Source organism: Paenibacillus marinisediminis (assembly GCF_054343325.1).
This window is the reverse complement of the sequence record NZ_JBTGUH010000009.1, coordinates 126,433-144,319: the sequence shown is the minus strand read 5'-3', so window position 1 is coordinate 144,319 and position 17,887 is coordinate 126,433. Positions and strand designations below refer to the sequence as shown.

Below are 17,887 nucleotides of genomic sequence, written 5' to 3'. Positions count from 1 at the left end.
TAAGACAGAGAAATCATATTTTTTTTAAAGCAATATGGTAACGATACCATATCCGTTTTGAAGACATCATGTATGAGAGGAGAGGGTATTACTTGAAACGATATGATGCTGTAGTTATAGGAGATGCCAACATTGATCTCGTGGTTGGTGGAAGTACCACAATGCCTTCACCGGGTGAAGAGATATTTGTAGATATGATGCAGATTCATGTTGGAGGTGGAGCAGCTTTATTTTCGCTCTCGCTTGCAAAACTAGGAATGAAGCTAGCGTTTAACGGTGTTCTAGGAAAAGATCAGTTTGGTGAATTCATCTTAGATGAATTTAAACAAACTGGAATCGATACCAGACAGATCAAACGGAGCGAAATGAATAATACAGGTATCTCGATTGCGGTTAATCCGCAAAAAGATAGATCCTTTATAACCTATATGGGTTCTAATCAAGAGGTCAATCTCGACCAGGTTGATCTCCTCGAAATTACGCAAGGAAGACATATTCATCTAACGGGATACAAAGGAAGACAGAATCATGAGACTTTTATCGCCCTAGTCAAGAAGCTGAAAGCGGAAGGAATTACCCTATCCTGCGATACGGGATGGGATGATACCGGCGAATGGTATCAAGGGGTCATGGAGCTAATGACGTATATGGATGTATTCTTCATGAATGAACAAGAAGCTTTGCATTATACGCGAACGTCAAACATTCTTGACAGCATTGAGGTTTTGCGAAAGTACTCCAAGCATTTCGTCCTTAAGCTTGGAGCAAAAGGCGCAGTCGCTTGTGTGCAAGGTGAATTGACTTATCGCTCTGGTTTCATCGTAGATGCTGTAGATACAACTGGCGCAGGAGATTCCTTCAATGCGGGATATATGTACGGCTTCCTGTCCGATAAACCTGTAGAGAAAGGCTTAATGTACGGCAATGCCTGCGGTTCTTTCTCCGTTCGCAGCTATGGCGGAAGCACGGGAACACCGAATCTTGAAACACTGGAGCAATATATAGCAGATCATCATCATACTATATTGCATCAAATGGAGGTTCAAGCATGAAATTAACATTAATTGGCGGCGGCGGCGTACGAGCGGTGTTATTTACGAAAAGCTTAACCTTGAAGGCAGTGGAATCCGGTATAACGAAGCTAGTATTGCATGATACAGATGAAGAGCAGCTAAATATCATTAGCAAGCTGTGCAGAATCGTTATTCAACAGAGTGGAATCGATCTGAGCCTGGAAGTGACAACAGACGCGCGTAAAGCACTGCAGGATGCAGACTACATCGTGACAACGATTCGCGTGGGTAAAGAGCAATCACGTTACATAGATGAAGAAATCGCTTTGAAACGCGGCCTGCTTGGACAGGAGACAACTGGAGCTGCAGGATTCTCCATGGCACTGCGAACGATCCCTGTGCTGAGCGAGTACTGCGAGTTGGCTAAAGAAGTTGCACCTAACGCTTGGATCTTTAATTTCTCCAATCCTTCAGGTCTGGTTACTCAAGCATTACGCAGCTATGGCTATGATAGGGTAATTGGTATTTGCGATACACCCAGTCATACGAAGCTTCGCATCGCTGAAGCACTAGGGGTAGACGAAAAAGATCTGGAGACGGAAGTATTCGGCTTGAATCATCTCTCCTGGATTCGAAAGCTGGTTCGAGACGGTAAAGATGTATTGCCAGAGCTGAAGAAGGATATGCGCTTCATTCAATCGATCGAAGAGTTCAAGATGTTCGATGATGAACTGCTGCAGGACCTGCCTTATTTGCCGAATGAATACTTGTACTACTATTATCACAGGGAAAAATCAGTTTCGAACATTCAACAAGCGAAGATGACACGCGGTCAGATGATTGCGCAGAACAACAAAGAAATGCTGAATGAACTTCGAAATATCGATATTGATAATAACCCGGAAAAAGCAATGCAAATCTACCTCTACTACACACAAAAACGAGAAGCTTCCTATATGGCGACGGAGACCAATTCCGAAGCGAAGGAAATGCTGCCTGTAGAGGAGCTTAAGCTGCCAGAGTCACTTGGCTACGCTGGTGTCATGCTGGACTTTGTAGAGTCGCTGCAAACAGGAAAGCAGCACAACATCGTATTGTCGATTCCTAACGATGGAAGCATTGAAGGCTTTGAAGACGACGATGTCATCGAAGTATCCTGCATCATAGCTAAAGATGGTGCTCATGCGGTGAAGATCGGTAAGATTCCGGAAGATATGTATATATTGATGAAGGCTGTAAAGCTATTTGAGCGATTGACGGTTGAAGCGATTACGAAGAGATCCAGAAAGCTTGCGGTGAAGGCATTATCCGTGCATCCGCTTATTCAATCCTATTCACTTGCGAAAGAGTTGGTGGATGATTACTTGGAACAATATCGAGATCTGTTGGGAGAATGGAGCTAATGTCTGTAAACAACACACATCATCTTCTTTCGATGCTGGTTAAGGTATGTCCGAAGCAGTATTGGGCGAAGCGAATCGTTTCCCAGCTGGAATACATTAATCGTGTCTCTCTGGTTCAAGATCATACACTTGATTCCACCATCGCACCCGTCATCGAATATGTACTCGCTAAGTTGAACGAGGATGGCACCATCACGGAGCTGGTTGCGAAAGAAGCAGAACGGAAGCTGGCGTCGCTATCGAAGGAAGCCAAGCAATACACGGTTTTGTGCGCAGCACATGCTCACTTGGATATGAATTTCATGTGGGGCTGGACTGAGACTGTGTCAGCTACATTAAATACATTCCGTACGATGCTCGACCTTCTGGAAGAGTATCCGGATTATCTGTTCTCGCATTCGCAAGCGGCGAGCTACCAGATCGTAGAGAAATATGATCCAGAGATGCTCTCTGAGATTAAGGCACGTGTTCAAGAGGGGCGTTGGGAGTTAACCGCCTCCACTTGGGTAGAAGCAGACAAGAATATGCCGAGCGGAGAGAGCATGGCTCGTCAGCTGTTATACGCGAAGCAATATTTATCTGAACTGTTTGAGATCGATCCCGATCGTTTGCAGATCGATTTCGAACCCGATACGTTCGGCCACAGCATCAATGTGCCCGAAGCGCTGAAGCATGGCGGAGTCAAATATTATTACTACTGCCGTGGTCATCGTGACAATGGGCACCATCTATTCAGATGGATGTCGCCTTCAGGCAGCTCGGTCATCGCTTATAAGGAGCCGCATTGGTATGACTCCAGAATCGAGCCAGAGATGGTGATGACGGTGCCAGCGTTCTGCAAGCAAACGAACTTGAACACGATGCTGAAGGTTTACGGCGTCGGAGATCATGGCGGAGGTCCAACAAGACGCGATATCGAACGCATCTTGGATATGCAGACCTGGCCAATCTTCCCGAATATCGAGTTCAGCACATATCATCGCTATTTTGAGCTTGCTGAGCAGGTAGCTGATCAACTTCCGGTCGTGAAGGATGAGCTCAACTTCATCTTCACTGGCTGTTACAGCTCGGAGTCGCGATTGAAGATGGCGAATCGCGCTTCCGAAAGTTTACTGCATGAAGCAGAATCGTTTAGCAGCCTCTCCACACTATTAGTCGGCACGCGTTATGACAGTGCCGACTTGGCGGATGCTTGGCAGAAGACCTGCTTCAATCAGTTTCATGATATTCTGCCTGGCTCCTGCGTGCTAGAAACGCGAGAGCATGCGATGGGCTTGCTGCAGGACATTCTGGCGACTGCGAACACGAAGAAGAGCAATAGTTTGCGTCGGATCGCTGCACAGATCGATACCTCGGCATACATCGTGGAGAATGAGGATGTGCGTGAAAGCATGTCCGAGGGAGCGGGGGCTGGAGTAGGCGTAGATCTCTTCCGCAGAACGGGAGAATCAGAACGCGGCAAAGGGATGACGCGCGTATTCCACGTATTCAACTGTTCGATCGATGAGCGTGATGAGTTGGCTGAGATGGTGATCTGGGATTGGAATGGGGAACTGAGCCAGATTTCCTTCTACGATGCAAACGGTGACGAGGTTCCTTTCCAATTCTTTGATCGCGGATTCGCTGAGCATTGGGGACATTTCTTCCTGCGAGTGTTGTTGAAGGTAAAGGTGCCTCCAATGGGCTACAACACGTATGTCATGAAGGAGAAGCCCGGCGACATAGCCTTCTTATCCGCTAATGACCATTATCTAGCCGAACAGAACTTGCCGCCGAATGAACGTTATGACCTCGTATTGGAGAATGAGCGGATACGGGCAGCGTTCCAGATCGAGCAGTTTACCTTGCAATCACTTGTAGACAAGCAGACGAATCGTGAATATGTGGATCCACTGCGTCCTGCGGGGGTATTCCGCTTCATCGAGGAAGATACATTTAACGGTGGTGGAAATGCTTGGCTGGTTGGACGATACCGTCAAGTTGAGCCTATCACCAAGTGGAAGCTGGAGAGCTATGACGTTGGAAGCGATCGGCTTCGTCAATCGATGACGTTCAGCGCTTGCTACCGCAACTCTAAGCTGAAAGTAACGGTGTCCCTCGATCGAAACAGCACCAACTTAAAGTACAGCTTGGAATGCGATTGGAAGGAAATAGGTCAATCAGGGGAATTCACGCCTCAGTTGAATTTCCATATGCCTGTAAACTACGCATGCCGAGCGTACCGATATGATATTCCATTTGGCACGATTGAACGCGAAGCTATTCAGCAGGATGTTCCAGCCAACAGCTTTATGACAGCGGTTCCTGCGGATAGCGATGAGCCGAGCCGTTCCGTGATGCTCCTGTCCGATGCGAAGCATGGATTCAGAGGTGTCGATCAATCGATGGCGATCACACTTCTGCGTGCATCCTATAGTCCGGATCCTTATCCAGAGATCGGCATGCATCGATTCACCTTTGCAGTCAGCTTAGCGGATCATCAGCAGAATCGAGAGATGATCCGAGAGGCTTACCATTATCATCATCCGCTCGAGTCCATCTCGGTAAGTGCAAGCAAAGGCACGCTGCCGCTCAGCAATGGAGCTGTCAGCCTAGAGCAAGGTCAAGTAGCGATCTCAGCGATTAAAGTGCCTGAAGCCAACTTCTACGCAAGCAAGTCAGGCCATATAAGTGTTGAGAAGGAATGGATCATGCGCGTTTATGAAACCGAAGGGAAAGAAACGAAAGTCAAGCTTAGACTGAGTCGCGAGGTGAAGCAGGCTTACTTCGTTGACTTCCACGAACGAACGATTACTGATGCTGCAGTAGCGGTACAGGGGTCCCAGCTTTCCTTTGATATAGGAGCTCATCAAACAGCTAGTGTTCGCATTGTGTTTCAGTGATTATGACAGTCGGGCTGTTCGGCGGCTAATGGAGGAGAGAGTCGATATGGACATTAAAGCGCTCGCCTTTGACTTCGATGGCTTGATACTGGATACCGAAACGACCAGTTATCACGCATATCGTGACGTGTTCCGTTACTACGGACAAGATATTTCTTTTGATAAGTGGCAATGCTGGGTCGGCGGCATTCACACCCATACGCTTGCTTGTGATTATTTAGAGGAACTATTAGAACAGCGGATCGACCGTGATGAGGTTATACAGCTGGAGAAACGCATTTTCCAAGAAATGATCCTCAGTCAGGACCTGTTGCCAGGTGTCGTAGATGTGCTGGAGGCCGGAAAGAGAATGGGGTTGAAGCTCGCTCTTGCATCAAGCGCTTCTTCGGAATGGGCCATCGGGCATCTGAAGAGATATGACTTGGTTGCGTATTTCGATGTCCTGCAGACTAGGGATGATGCGATTTATGTGAAGCCGCATCCGGAAATCTATCAGAAAGCCATTCAAGCTTTGGGTGTGAACCCGAGAGAAATGATAGCGTTTGAGGATTCGCAGGTCGGCACATTAGCTGCGAAAGCGGCAGGTGCTTATTGTGTGGCAGTGCCCAACAGCATGACGAAGCATCATGCGTTCGAGCATGTGGACCTCCGGCTGTCATCACTGTGCGAGATGCCGCTGGAAGATATGATCAATCTAGTTGAATAGCTGTACCAAAATGACATGAAATGGGGAATTCATTCATGAAGAAGCAGTTGAAATTTCGCGAAGATGGTACGTTCAAAATATTGCAATTCACGGATATTCATATTGGAGACGGGATAGATGGAGCGGAGAAAGACGAGAAGTCGGTTGCACTAATGGAGAAGCTGATTCAGGAAGAACAGCCTGATTTCATTATACATACTGGTGATCAGAACTGGAGCCATGGTGTTAAAGATCCGATACGCGGACTTCGCTTAGCGATTTCCCCAGCGGTCAAGTCAGGCATTCCTTTTGCTTGTGTATTCGGCAATCATGATTCTGAAGAGAATGTTACCCGCGACGAATTGATGGATGTCATGCTCGAACATGACACTTGTCTGGCACAGCATGGCCCTAAAGAGATTACGGGTGTCGGCAACTACGTACTTACGATTAATGGTTCAACAGATGAGAAAGAAGAAGCAGTCCTTTATTTCTTAGATTCGGGCAGGGAAGCTCCAGAAGAAATTGGTGGGTATGAGTGGATCCATGCTGATCAAGTCGCATGGTACGTATCCGAGTCTCGCAAAATAACTAGTAGACACGGTGCTCCGCTGCCATCGCTAGCCTTCTTCCACATTCCACTGCCTGAATATGAAACGGTGTTAGCGAAAGGCAGAGTATACGGCCACAAGATGGAACAAGTATGCTGTCCTAAGTTGAACTCCGGCATGTTTGCTGCAATGGTGGATATGGGGGATGTGATGGGTACATTTGTCGGTCATGATCATGATAATGACTATGTCGGTTTGCTGAACGGCATCCGCCTCTGCTTCGGTCGAGTTACTGGCTATAACACGTATGGGAAGCTGCTGCGCGGTGCACGGGTGATTCAGCTGCAGGAAGGCGTACGTGACTTTACGACATGGCTTCGACTTGAAGACGGGAAGGTGATCCAATGAGATTCCATTTCGGGCAATCGGATGATGCTCAAGTCGTTATTATTCCTTTATTCAAAGAGACTGCTGAGTTACCTATTCAAGAAGTAAACTTGAAAGCTCATGCTGGTAATCGCGGGGCAATCACTTGGTACTACGGACGAAATGGTGAACAGCATCTGTTATTCGTGGGGCTTGGAAGCGTGAGTGCATTCGAATCAGAATGCTTGCGTGAAGCAGCAGGCAATGCAGTTAGGGCAGTTGAGAGAGAGGAACTGATGCATGTCGAAGTGCGTTTACCCGATCTGGCTGCAAAGGCTGTGGCGGGGATGAATAGCAGCGCAGCGATTACTGCATGGGTAGAAGGTTGGCTGCTTGGTGACTATTCGTTTGATAAATATAAGTCGAGAAAAATGAATCGTTTCATAGAAACCGTTACGTTTGATCTTGCAGACAACGAGGAGAACAAGGAAGCAGCAGCTTGGGGCGAAATTCGTGCAGGAGGCATTCAACTTGCCCGTGACTTGGGCAATGAGCCGGCCAATCATATGCGGCCGAATACCCTCGCCGAACGCGTCGTAGAGCGATTTGCGGACACGAAAGTGGAAATCAAGCTGTATAGGGGCGAGGAGCTCGAACAACATCGGATGTGTGGTCTCATCAATGTCGGTCGAGGAAGCGAGCATCCGCCAGTCATGATTGAGATGCGCTACTGCACGGACACTGAATTGGATCTGATCGCACTAGTCGGCAAAGGTATCACATTCGACACGGGCGGGATCAGCTTGAAACGCGACCATGATATTAGCGATATGCGCATCGATATGGGGGGCGCCGCTGGAGTCATCGGTGCAATGGACATCCTAGCACGCTCGAATGCCAAAGCTAATGTCGTTGCGATTATACCTGTAGCGGAGAATATGCCTGACGGCAGAGCAATGGTACCTGGAGACGTACTCGAATACCCGAACGGTCTATCCGTTCAGGTCGGTAACACCGACTCGGAAGGAAGACTCGTGCTTGCTGATGGATTGCTGCATGCTCACCGATTAGGTGCGGTTGAAGCGGTGGATATGGCAACGCTCACCTATTCCTGTCAAGGGGCAATCGGCTCCAAATATGCTGGCATATGGGGACATGAATCAACGGTATCCACGATACGGAGCTTAGGCAGCACAAGCGGGGAGAAGGTCTGGGAACTGCCTCTGGCCGATGAATATGAGGATTACTTGTCGAGTATATACGCTGACGTATGCAATATAAGCTCGGTTGGGGAAGCGGGAGCGATAACCGCGGCGTTGTTCTTACGCAAATTCGTACATCCTTCCCTGCGTTGGGCGCATATTGACATGGCTGCAATGAAGGATGCTTCGTCAACGAAAGGATACATTCCGGCTGGTGCTACAGGCTATGGAGCACGCCTATTGTCAGACTTTGTAGCAGCACGAGCGGATAAACGCTCCGTATAAGTTTGGAGGTGGATAGGGATGAACTCTTTGAAATTCCCACTAATAGGGGCGCATACAGGAGGTGGCAAGGCTCCAGACAATACGATGGAATCCTTCTTAGAAGGCGTAGATTCCGGCGCAGATATTGTGGAAATTGATCTGAGGGTGACGGCGGATGGGACGGTCGTGCTGCTGCATGACCACTCTCCACTGCTAGAGCAGTATACGTATGATCAACTCAATCAGCCTGAGATGCGTGTGCAGTTAAGTTCTATTTATGAGCAATCTGAGATCGTGAAATTATCGGATGTGTTGACCGTTGCATTGGAGCGCGACGTGAAATTAAATCTCGATATCAAATACTTGGAGGCGGTTGAGCCAACGATGCAGCTAGTTCGATCCATAGGTGCACAGCATCTCGTTTATGTGACTGGCTGCAGTGAAGGCATTACCGAACGTTATAAGGATATTCGCGTTGTTTATAACACGCCTGATCTCTTAAGTGAAGAAGAGATTGCCCATTATACTGAGTTCGCGGAGCGGATCTGTGCGCAGGCTGCACACGAAGGTGCTTATGGCTTAAACATGTCGTATAACACTTGTGCACGCGAAATTGTAGCGTGCGGCGAGAAGCAGGGCTTAGCCGTATGGGTGTATACCGTTAATGATGCGGATGATATGGCTCACTTCATCGATATCGGAGTCACAGCGATCACAACCTGTGAGCCGGAGCTGTTGTTATCTCTGAAGGCGTCGAAGTAAGAAGAACGTATTCACAGGCATTTGGTTCTACTGATGGATAAGAACGCTGTATAAGCGGGACGGCTTAAAGGGGGATGGACATGGAATTGATATATAATCCCGAAGTCTGGCAGATCAGCCAATATGAGATTAGCCTCCGCATTATTATCTCAATCATTGTCGGCGGTGTCATAGGTTTTGAGCGCGAACTGGGCAACCACTCAGCAGGCTTCCGAACACATATCTTAGTTTGTGTAGGCTCGACATTAATTGTACTGCTGTCAACCTATGGCTTTGCCCAATTTGCAAATGAACCTAATGTTCGCCTAGATCCAGCCCGCTTAGCAGCGCAAGTCATCAGTGGCATAGGGTTTCTCGGAGCAGGTACCATTCTTCGAACCGGATTTGTGATATCGGGCTTAACGACTGCTGCTTCATTATGGGTCGTGGCAGCGATAGGGTTAGCGGTAGGTGCAGGTTTCTATTACGCAGCGGTGCTGACAGCGGTAGCGGTGGTGGTGGTCTTGTTTTTCTTCAACCAATTTGAGAAGTACTGGATTAAGAAGCACACGTACAAACGAATGAAGTTTGTATTATCCAACAACTATGATCTCATCAGTGTGCTGCTGGAGAAGCTTAATTCGTTTGGTGTATCCACCAATAATATTTCTCTGAATACAGGTGAATACGAACATGAGAAGAAGCATGTTGAAAGCGCTATCTATCTTGAAGTGAATGTAAAGTTCTTTAAGCCTGATAAGATGAATCATCTGATCGAAAACCTGCTAAAGCATAAAGATATCTTACATATTGAGGTATCTGAAATTTCGAACCTATAGAATGGTGAAACTTGTGAGATGAAAACAGACAAGCAAAGTAGCACACAGATGAAGTCGGAGGCACAACGAGGCTCAGGAATGTCCGCTCATAATCCGATTCATACCAAAGTGATTGTATTTGTGATGATGTTCGTTGTTGCCATATCGGATAGCTTGCGGGGACTTCTGCTGCCAAGCTTTCAAGCGACCTTTGATCTGGATCACAGCCAGTTGTCGCTTATTCTGAGTGTAAGTTATTTGAGTGTATTTCTATCCTGTCTCGGGAGCGGCTGGATTCTAGAGCGAATAAGAGAGCAGACGGCGATCCGAGCAGGGCTGCTGCTATTGCTTCTTTCCGTTATAGGACTATCCTTTACAAGTAATTATGCGATGCTGCTGGTTTCTATATTTATCGTGACTGGGCTTGCCTCCTTTTTAAATATGACAATGAATCTGTTAACGCCTTCTCTCTTTCTTGTGTATCAGAGCTTCGCTCTCAATATGCTGCATTTCGCATATGGAGTAGGACAATCCTCTACGCAGAGTATTACGGGAATGCTGCTTGCGGATTCATGGCAATGGCGCTCGATTGTGTTGGTACTGGCAGGGATCATCGCCTTGCTGTTGTTATTCAGCTTCATGGTTCATGTCCCTAAGATTAAGGCGAATACCGATGAGGAAGCGAATAAGCGAACCCATCAGCTTGCAGAAGACAAGCGAGGGCTGTTCCGTGATAAACGAATCTATCTGTTTATTGCAGCGGTCGGCATCTATTGCATCGTGGAGCACGGGGTTATGAACTGGTTTGTGATGTATAACCGGGAGCATTTGCAATTACCGATTTCGAGCAGCACGTTCTATTTATCGATCTTCTTTGGTCTACTGACACTCGGAAGATTAATAGGCGGATATGTGACAGAGAAAATGGACAGTTATAGAATCGTTTTCTGGTTTGTGCTTGCCTCAGGCGTGTTATTTGTAGCTGGTGTGCTTGGTGGAGGTTCAACTGTTCTGCTCATTAGCTTGTCCGGTTTCTTTTTCTCCATCGTATATCCGACGATGCTGTTCCTTGTTCGCACCTGCTTTAAAGAACAATTCATCTATGCGACTAGTATTATCGTATCTGGGGCCACGTTGTTTGATATTCTCTATAACTTATTGATGGGTCCTTATCTGAAGCACTTTGGTTATCGTTTTGTCTTTCTTTCCATGGGCCTTGCGCTGTTTGTCGTTTGTGGGTTAGTAGCCTATATGAAAAAGGTAAGGGCTGTAGAGCCTCACCCAAGTTATAAATTGCATCTGGACAATTAGAGTTTCAATGCGTGTCGTATTATGATCGTAAAGGAGTTTTGGGATATGGAGACGAAGAAGCCGCAGTGGGAGCTTGCGCTCGTATCTTCTTTAGCAAAAGTATTTCCAGATGAAGATTTGACAGCTCCGCCATACTCACAAGGCAGTGTTCTGCGCAGTGAGATATTTTCTTTTCAGCTAGCTTACCGAGCTGCAAGTGTGTTAACGGATCTAGAGCTGCGTGTTGTAACAGAATCCGAGTTGAACGCTGAGATCACGATTCGTCAGGTCGGGCTCGTTCCTTCGGAATACCCGAATCATGCGAAGCATGATGATTATGTGCTGCGAACGACGCCGGGATTATATCCCGACCCGTTGTACTCCAGCCAAGAGCGACCCCATATGGTCGGTCTTCCAGGGCAATGGCGTGCATTGTGGATTACGGTTCAACCATCGAATTCGACGACAGCAGGCAATCATAAGCTGAGACTGCAGCTGCATTCTAAAGAAGAGGGCTTGCTCGGAGAACAGGTCTTTGAGCTGGAAGTCATCCCAGCAACTCTACCACCGCAAACGCTGATTCGTACGGAGTGGTTCCATACGGATTGCATCGCTCGCTATTATCAGACAGAGGTATTCAGTGACCGCTACTGGTCATTGGTTCGTCAATATGTGCAAACGGCTGTGCAGCATGGTATCAATATGATTTTGACGCCGCTGTTTACCCCGCCGCTGGATACACAGGTAGGCGGAGAACGCCTGACTGTACAGCTGGTCGATGTGACTCTCCTTGGAGAGGGACAGTATGGCTTCGATTTCACCAAGCTGAATCAGTGGGTCGATATGTGCCTTGAGGCGGGGGTTGAATACATCGAGTTCTCTCACTTATTCACGCAATGGGGAGCTAAGCATGCCCCTAAGATTATGGCTATACGGGATGGGCGGCAGGAACGGGTATTTGGCTGGGAAACGGATGCTTACGGTTCAGCTTATTCCCAATTTCTGAAGCAGTTCTTACCGGAGCTGAAGGCGTGGATTGATAATAAAGGCATCACCGATCGCTGTTTCTTCCACATCTCTGATGAACCCGGTTTAAAGGACCTGGAGAAATATGAACAAGCGCGTACCCTGCTGCATGAATGCATACAGGACGATATTCAAATCATCGATGCGCTTTCCGACTATGAATTCTATGCGAAAGGTTTAGTGGGAACCCCAATCCCCGGAAACAATCATGTGGAAGAGTTCCATGCGAATGGGGTAGACCCCTTGTGGACCTACTATTGCAATGGGCAATGGGATCAAGTATCGAACCGCTTCTTCAGTATGCCGGGTGAACGTACGCGTATAATAGGTATGCAGTTGTACAAGTTTAAGCTGCAAGGCTTTCTCCATTGGGGCTATAACTTCTGGAACAGCCAATACTCTCTCTATCCAATCGATCCTTATCAAGTGACGGATGCCGGGTATGCTTTCCCTTCTGGGGATTCGTTTCTGGTGTATCCAGGTCCAGAAGGTCCGGTCGGGTCCATTCGACTCATGCAAATGGCAGAAGCCGTTCAGGACATGCGGGCGCTACAGTTGCTAGAAAGCTTAGTTGGCCGTGAGGAAGCGGGTGCGGTGATGGAGTCGGGGCTGAAGGAATCGCTCACGTTCATGAATTATCCGCATGATGCAAGTTGGTTATTGCAGCGCCGTGAAGATATTAATGCTGCGATAAAGAAGGCATTATAGAGAGCATCAAGAATCAAGGTTTCTAGATTACGGGAATAGAATAACTTTGGACTTAGTAGAGTTTACATGAAAGGGTCGCTTCAGTACGACGAAGCGGCTCTTGGACTTTCTATAAGGTGCAAGAGTCTGAAAATACAGAAGAGGGTAAGCTTTATTTTAGATTAAATGAATATAGTTTCTATTTAAGTCTTACCAATTTTCCTGAAGAAGTCCCTGCGCTTTTGAATCTGCCATATTCGAGATTGCAGGCCTAAATTTTCTTGGAAAAGAGTAATCAACTATATCTTTCGATAGTGATCTAAAAGATACTCTAATCGATCTTGGATCATTTGTTTTAATGATTCAGGTTTCACTGACATAACATAATGACCATATCTCATAAAATAGTCAGCTATAAATTCTTCTTCTCCTGGATTATAGAACCCCTTTATAACTGTGTTATTGCTACTTTCTAATTTCATCGAAGGATAATGTTCTTTATAAAAAATATCCTCTGCTTGTTCTAAAATCTCGACTTCAAAGTCAATACTATTCTCAGAACGGTAAATTTCTAATGAGCGACTAACGAGTTCTTCTATGGAAAAGTGAGATTCGATGTCCTCTTCTTCTATAAAGGTTATTCTGTCGCATCTGAAAACTCTATATTTATTCGTATTTAACTCTATTCCAGCAGCATACCATTGACCAAACTTGGCGGAAATTTTGAAAAATTGAACATGGTAACTTGTCTCCTGATCATTTTTTACGTATTGAATTCTACAGCTGCTCTCATTAAGAATGCTTTTTAGAATCTTATCTAAAAAACGACTCACGTGATGATGCGGATACATTTCAAATTGCAGGACTTTTTTCATGTTGTGAATCTGCTTGATTTGTTCTTTAGAAAGACAGTTTTCAAACTTCTCATTAAGTTGATTGACAATTAAATGGAATGGCGTTGATTGATAAGCTTCTAACGTCAACATGGCAAAATACAGGGCATACACCTCATCAATCGTAAAAATAATGGGCGATAACAACCTGTTTTTTAAAATGCCGTATCGTCCATGTCTGCCTTGTTCTGAAAAAATGGGCATACCTAATTGCTCTAATGAGCTAATATCACGCAAGGCCGTACTTTTTGAAATATTGTATTTATCCATTAAGTCACTTAAATTAAAGAACTCCCGGCCGTTTAAGTATCTGATCATGTCATTTAATCTTTCTGACTTCTTCATCGTAAATCCCCTTATAAAGGTGTCAATTTTTGATACCTTTATATTTTATAATAAGCTCAAGGTATACATCAATATTACCTAACCTCATGATACAAAAGGAGACTGATACAATGAGTGCAACACTGGAAGTAGCTATTTTCTTATCCATGAATGGAAAAGCAAAAGAAGCTGTCGATTTTTACAAAAAGCATTTTAATGCAGAGGAATTGTTGCTTGTTACCTATGAAGACATGGCAAAACGCGACAGCTCTCTGCAGCTTACGGATGAAAATAAGCATTATATTACTCATTCCGTCTTATCCATTGGAAAAACAAAAGTCATGCTGGCAGAAAATCCAATGGATCCCAAAGAAAATTACGCAATTGGCAACAACACCTCATTGTGTGTTCAAAGTGCGGACTTAGAAGAAATTGAACGTTTTTACAAGAGCTTGACTACAGATGATAGGGTGCGAATCATTGTGCCTTTATCCAGCAATGTGTTTAGCAAAGCATACGGCATTATTGAGGACCCGTTTGGCATTCAAATTCAATTAATGTATGATAATCGACTAAAATAAACATGCATGATTTCGCATGATCACACTCACACTTCTCCTTTCTAGGTGTTACAATATGGATGGTATACATTCATATTCCATTGAATCTGGACTTAGAAGGGAGAACATATGAAGAAGTGCGAATACTGTGGAACAAGGGCTACAGATGATGTCGAGCAATGCGATAGTTGTGGTTCTAAACAATTTGAAAATATATGTATAAAATGCGGAAAGAAAACATTTGAAGAAATATGTAAAGAATGCGAAGTAGATTCAATTAATAGAGAGCAAGTACAGGTTGAATATGAGCCGATTGAATATAACACTTTTGAATATAATCCTATTCCAAAGCCTAATCCCAATAAGACAAACAAAATTATTGTATTAATCATATTCATTCTTCTCGGTGCGGGGCTCATGGTCAGTATTGCTACACCAAATGATGGTATAGAAAATAGTAGTCAAGAGGCAGTGAAAGAGAATTTATCCGATCTGGAGTTACTGACTATGAAGGGTCATCCTCAATTTTATGGTGACTATAATGAGGCAAAAAAGTTCTGGAAGGGTTATGATAAAGTTAAAGTTGTTGATACGGATCGGAAAATGTTGAACGAGGATGCTTTGTTATTAGTAACAGCTCCTGGTGGAGTTAATAGAATAATAAGCAATATAACCATTAATCTTTCAAATGTTGAGAATAAGCATGATATTAAATTAGACGATGTACTCAAATTGATTTGCGACTACATACCTTATGATATTATGGATAAGTATTACACATTTGAAAAATCATTTCATGAAGTACATAAATATGAGAAGTATGAGGCATATCGTTATGTTATGAAACTAAATGACGATGGCAAGGCTGTAAATAAATTAGGAGAGAAGTATTATGATCCGAAATTTGCATTCAAAATCATACATAGAAATGATGATGATTGGATTGCAGAAATAAACTATCTGTCATATCATGTAAATCGTGATAAATCAAATGACCCAGCTTCTATTGAAGTTGAAGATTGGAATGTAGATATCAACAAGTACAGAACAGTCAAGAGTTCTTCATAGAAAACTTTCATGAGCGGTTGGCTCATGAAAGTTTTTTTGTATGACGGTTATGGGGCGCGAAATACCCGCACCTTATTCGTTCCTGGAGAAAGAATTGCGAAGAATGTAATGATTTCGTGATTTACTCATAAACCTTTGTTAGAACGAATAAAGGAGGTCTCCGTTTGGAACAAGCCGAACTTTTTGAACATCGTTTCTGGCTCCAGATTCTTGGTGATCACGCAAGATTCATTTTTAATACGCTCTCCCCGAAAGAAACGGCAGATATTCAAACCGCACAACAGTTTATACAGGCATTCGATCAGCTTCTACATCAAGCGCGAAATATACAATCGGATTCGCAGCTTGGACCTTTGAACCAGCAGGCTTATTCGCTTACTACCAACCTGCGACAATTTAAACTGAATATCCTCCAACGCCTTCTCTTCGGAAAAATTACGATTGCACTAACGCCTACCTTCATCAATCATATGGTCAATGAGCTTGAGGAGTATCTACGCATTCTCGATAGCTTGCTTGAAGGCAAACAGGTTCCGCAATTTGATGCCCTGCATCATGACTTCCTGTGGCTGCCTGATGCAGCAGGACACGCGGCAGCCATATCCAGCGATTTGGACTTTGTTGAGAAAAGACTGATTCAAAAAAGCCAAAAATTTGAGGAGCATTTTCAACAATTCTATTTGAAGAGTATTGAAATGGCAGGGTATATGAGAACGCAGCTCAGTGATTTCCCTGCATTCCGCAGATTTCATTCAGACATTGATATGGAAATGAACCTGTTTAGGGCTTTTTTGAAAGAGCTGGAGGATTTGGAGCTTTCGGCCGAAGTATTGGATCGAATCTCGCCGCTAATGCCAGATCATATGATGAGAGAAGAGTGCTATTATCTTATAAAGTTAGCGCAATTAGGCTTAGTGCCTGATCCAAAGTGCAATCCAGATCACCCGAGAGTCGAGGAGTAGATCTAATCGATAGCGATGCATAGATATATTTTGAAGCAGTGTCCTGTGTGAACAAGACACTGCTTCTTTTACGACTAAGTGGAGAATTTATTTAACAAATATGTCTTCAATTTGGTCGAGCATAATATCAGCTGCAATAATGCCGCCTGCAGTGTTCCAAATTACATCGTCAACTTTATGGACATTCCCTTTTTGTACGGCACTTAGGTTTTTCCAAAGTGGATCTTCTGTCCATTCTTTTTCAGTAGCTAATGCTGCATCATCACCTGTTGGCGTGTAAGTAAAGTAGAAGATTACATCTCCGTCCATTTGAGGAATAACTTCTTTTCCTACCTCAACAGCTAACTTTCCTAATTTCGCATTATCTTTAAATAGTGCCGCTTGTTCTGGTACGCGTTTGAATCCTAAAGAATCGAAAATGACACCTGAGAATGAATCTGTATAGTAGATTCTAGTTTTATCGGCCATAAAGCGTACGACTGAAACCTCTTGGTTCGTTTTATCGCCAAGCTTTTCTTTAAGAGCTTGAACTTTATCTTCGTATGCTTTTAAGACTTCCGCGCCTTTAGTTTCTTGATTTACCGCTTTTGAATATAGTTTAAAGTTTTCTTTCCAATCTCCTCGTAATGTCTCTGAGAAGACGGTGGGAGCAATTTTGCTTAATTTTTCATATTCCTTTTCTTGTCTTAATTTATTCCCAATGATCAAATCTGGTTTTAAAGAAGCGATTTTTTCAAGGTTAATTTCACCCTCAAATCCGACAACTTGTACACCTTCCATCTGATCTTCTAAATGATCATACCAAGGATCACCTGAAAATGCTTGCACAGCCCCAACCGGCTTAATACCTAAAGCTAAAAGTGCTTCGGTTCCTTCATTTGTTAAAACAACAATACGTTTTGGGGTGTCTTTTATTTCAGTTGTCCCCATTGCATGCTCGACACTGTAAGCATTGCTCTCAGTAGAACTTTCTTCTTTCGCGTTTTCCTTAGAATTGCCACACGCAGCTAAAACAAATATAGAGACAACAGCAAACAAAACGAGTAGTTTTCGAGATGCTTTTTTCACTTTTCTTCCCCCTATGTATATGATAGAATGTTTATGCAGATCGAACGATAATGAGAATCACTTTCATTTACTTAAGAACGAGAT

The 17,887-nt window shown here is 44.5% G+C and carries 15 protein-coding genes; 13 read left to right on the top strand and 2 right to left on the bottom strand.

Annotated elements, in window-relative coordinates:
* The first annotated feature begins 92 nt into the window (after nucleotides 1-92).
* From ACXX53_RS18345 to ACXX53_RS18300, 10 genes are all read left to right on the top strand, one after another.
* Nucleotides 93-1,052 carry a carbohydrate kinase family protein gene (locus tag ACXX53_RS18345; protein WP_458570136.1) on the top strand — a complete coding sequence of 320 codons (960 nt, stop codon included), beginning with the start codon at nucleotides 93-95 and terminating at the stop codon, nucleotides 1,050-1,052.
* Nucleotides 1,049-2,416 (top strand): family 4 glycosyl hydrolase, encoded by a 1,368-nt coding sequence (locus ACXX53_RS18340; protein ID WP_458570135.1) that lies wholly within the window; start codon nucleotides 1,049-1,051, stop codon nucleotides 2,414-2,416. Before ACXX53_RS18345 ends, ACXX53_RS18340 begins: the two co-directional genes overlap by 4 nt.
* Nucleotides 2,416-5,298 carry an alpha-mannosidase gene (locus ACXX53_RS18335; RefSeq protein WP_458570134.1) on the top strand — a complete coding sequence of 961 codons (2,883 nt, stop codon included), beginning with the start codon at nucleotides 2,416-2,418 and terminating at the stop codon, nucleotides 5,296-5,298. The genes ACXX53_RS18340 and ACXX53_RS18335 overlap by 1 nt, the downstream gene beginning before the upstream one ends.
* Before the next feature lie 46 nt (nucleotides 5,299-5,344).
* Entirely contained in the window at nucleotides 5,345-6,004 is a 660-nt protein-coding gene (locus tag ACXX53_RS18330; RefSeq protein WP_458570133.1) for an HAD family hydrolase, read from the top strand.
* Between the two features lie 35 nt (nucleotides 6,005-6,039).
* Nucleotides 6,040-6,942, top strand: a complete 903-nt coding sequence (locus ACXX53_RS18325; protein ID WP_458570132.1) for a metallophosphoesterase family protein — start codon at nucleotides 6,040-6,042, stop codon at nucleotides 6,940-6,942.
* Nucleotides 6,939-8,387: a leucyl aminopeptidase family protein gene (locus ACXX53_RS18320; RefSeq protein WP_458570131.1), complete on the top strand. Its 1,449-nt coding sequence runs from the start codon at nucleotides 6,939-6,941 to the stop codon at nucleotides 8,385-8,387. The genes ACXX53_RS18325 and ACXX53_RS18320 overlap by 4 nt, the downstream gene beginning before the upstream one ends.
* 18 nt (nucleotides 8,388-8,405) lie before the next feature.
* On the top strand, nucleotides 8,406-9,128 hold the full coding sequence (locus ACXX53_RS18315) for a glycerophosphodiester phosphodiesterase (protein ID WP_458570130.1): 723 nt from the start codon (nucleotides 8,406-8,408) through the stop codon (nucleotides 9,126-9,128).
* A gap of 80 nt (nucleotides 9,129-9,208) precedes the next feature.
* A complete protein-coding gene (locus ACXX53_RS18310; protein WP_458570129.1) occupies nucleotides 9,209-9,946 on the top strand; it encodes an MgtC/SapB family protein in 738 nt (245 codons plus the stop codon).
* A gap of 78 nt (nucleotides 9,947-10,024) precedes the next feature.
* Nucleotides 10,025-11,236, top strand: coding sequence for an MFS transporter (locus tag ACXX53_RS18305; protein ID WP_458570128.1), 1,212 nt, complete (start codon nucleotides 10,025-10,027; stop codon nucleotides 11,234-11,236).
* Nucleotides 11,237-11,281: 45 nt separating this feature from the next.
* Nucleotides 11,282-12,949, top strand: a complete 1,668-nt coding sequence (locus ACXX53_RS18300) for a DUF4091 domain-containing protein (RefSeq protein WP_458570127.1) — start codon at nucleotides 11,282-11,284, stop codon at nucleotides 12,947-12,949.
* Nucleotides 12,950-13,227: 278 nt separating this feature from the next.
* On the opposite strand, the gene ACXX53_RS18295 is transcribed toward ACXX53_RS18300, so the two are convergent.
* Nucleotides 13,228-14,166 (bottom strand): helix-turn-helix transcriptional regulator, encoded by a 939-nt coding sequence (locus ACXX53_RS18295; RefSeq protein ID WP_458570126.1) that lies wholly within the window; start codon nucleotides 14,164-14,166, stop codon nucleotides 13,228-13,230.
* A gap of 110 nt (nucleotides 14,167-14,276) precedes the next feature.
* On the opposite strand from ACXX53_RS18295, the gene ACXX53_RS18290 reads away from it, so the two are divergent.
* The 3 genes from ACXX53_RS18290 to ACXX53_RS18280 all read left to right on the top strand — a co-directional run bounded on the left by ACXX53_RS18290 (nucleotide 14,277) and on the right by ACXX53_RS18280 (nucleotide 16,735).
* A complete protein-coding gene (locus ACXX53_RS18290) occupies nucleotides 14,277-14,726 on the top strand; it encodes a VOC family protein (protein WP_458570125.1) in 450 nt (149 codons plus the stop codon).
* A gap of 108 nt (nucleotides 14,727-14,834) precedes the next feature.
* Nucleotides 14,835-15,773 carry a hypothetical protein gene (locus ACXX53_RS18285; protein WP_458570124.1) on the top strand — a complete coding sequence of 313 codons (939 nt, stop codon included), beginning with the start codon at nucleotides 14,835-14,837 and terminating at the stop codon, nucleotides 15,771-15,773.
* A gap of 164 nt (nucleotides 15,774-15,937) precedes the next feature.
* Complete coding sequence (locus ACXX53_RS18280; protein ID WP_458570123.1) at nucleotides 15,938-16,735, top strand: DUF2935 domain-containing protein; 798 nt, start codon at nucleotides 15,938-15,940, stop codon at nucleotides 16,733-16,735.
* An 87-nt stretch (nucleotides 16,736-16,822) separates the two neighbouring features.
* On the opposite strand, the gene ACXX53_RS18275 is transcribed toward ACXX53_RS18280, so the two are convergent.
* Nucleotides 16,823-17,803, bottom strand: coding sequence for an ABC transporter substrate-binding protein (locus tag ACXX53_RS18275; RefSeq protein ID WP_458570122.1), 981 nt, complete (start codon nucleotides 17,801-17,803; stop codon nucleotides 16,823-16,825).
* Nucleotides 17,804-17,887: the final 84 nt, after the last annotated feature.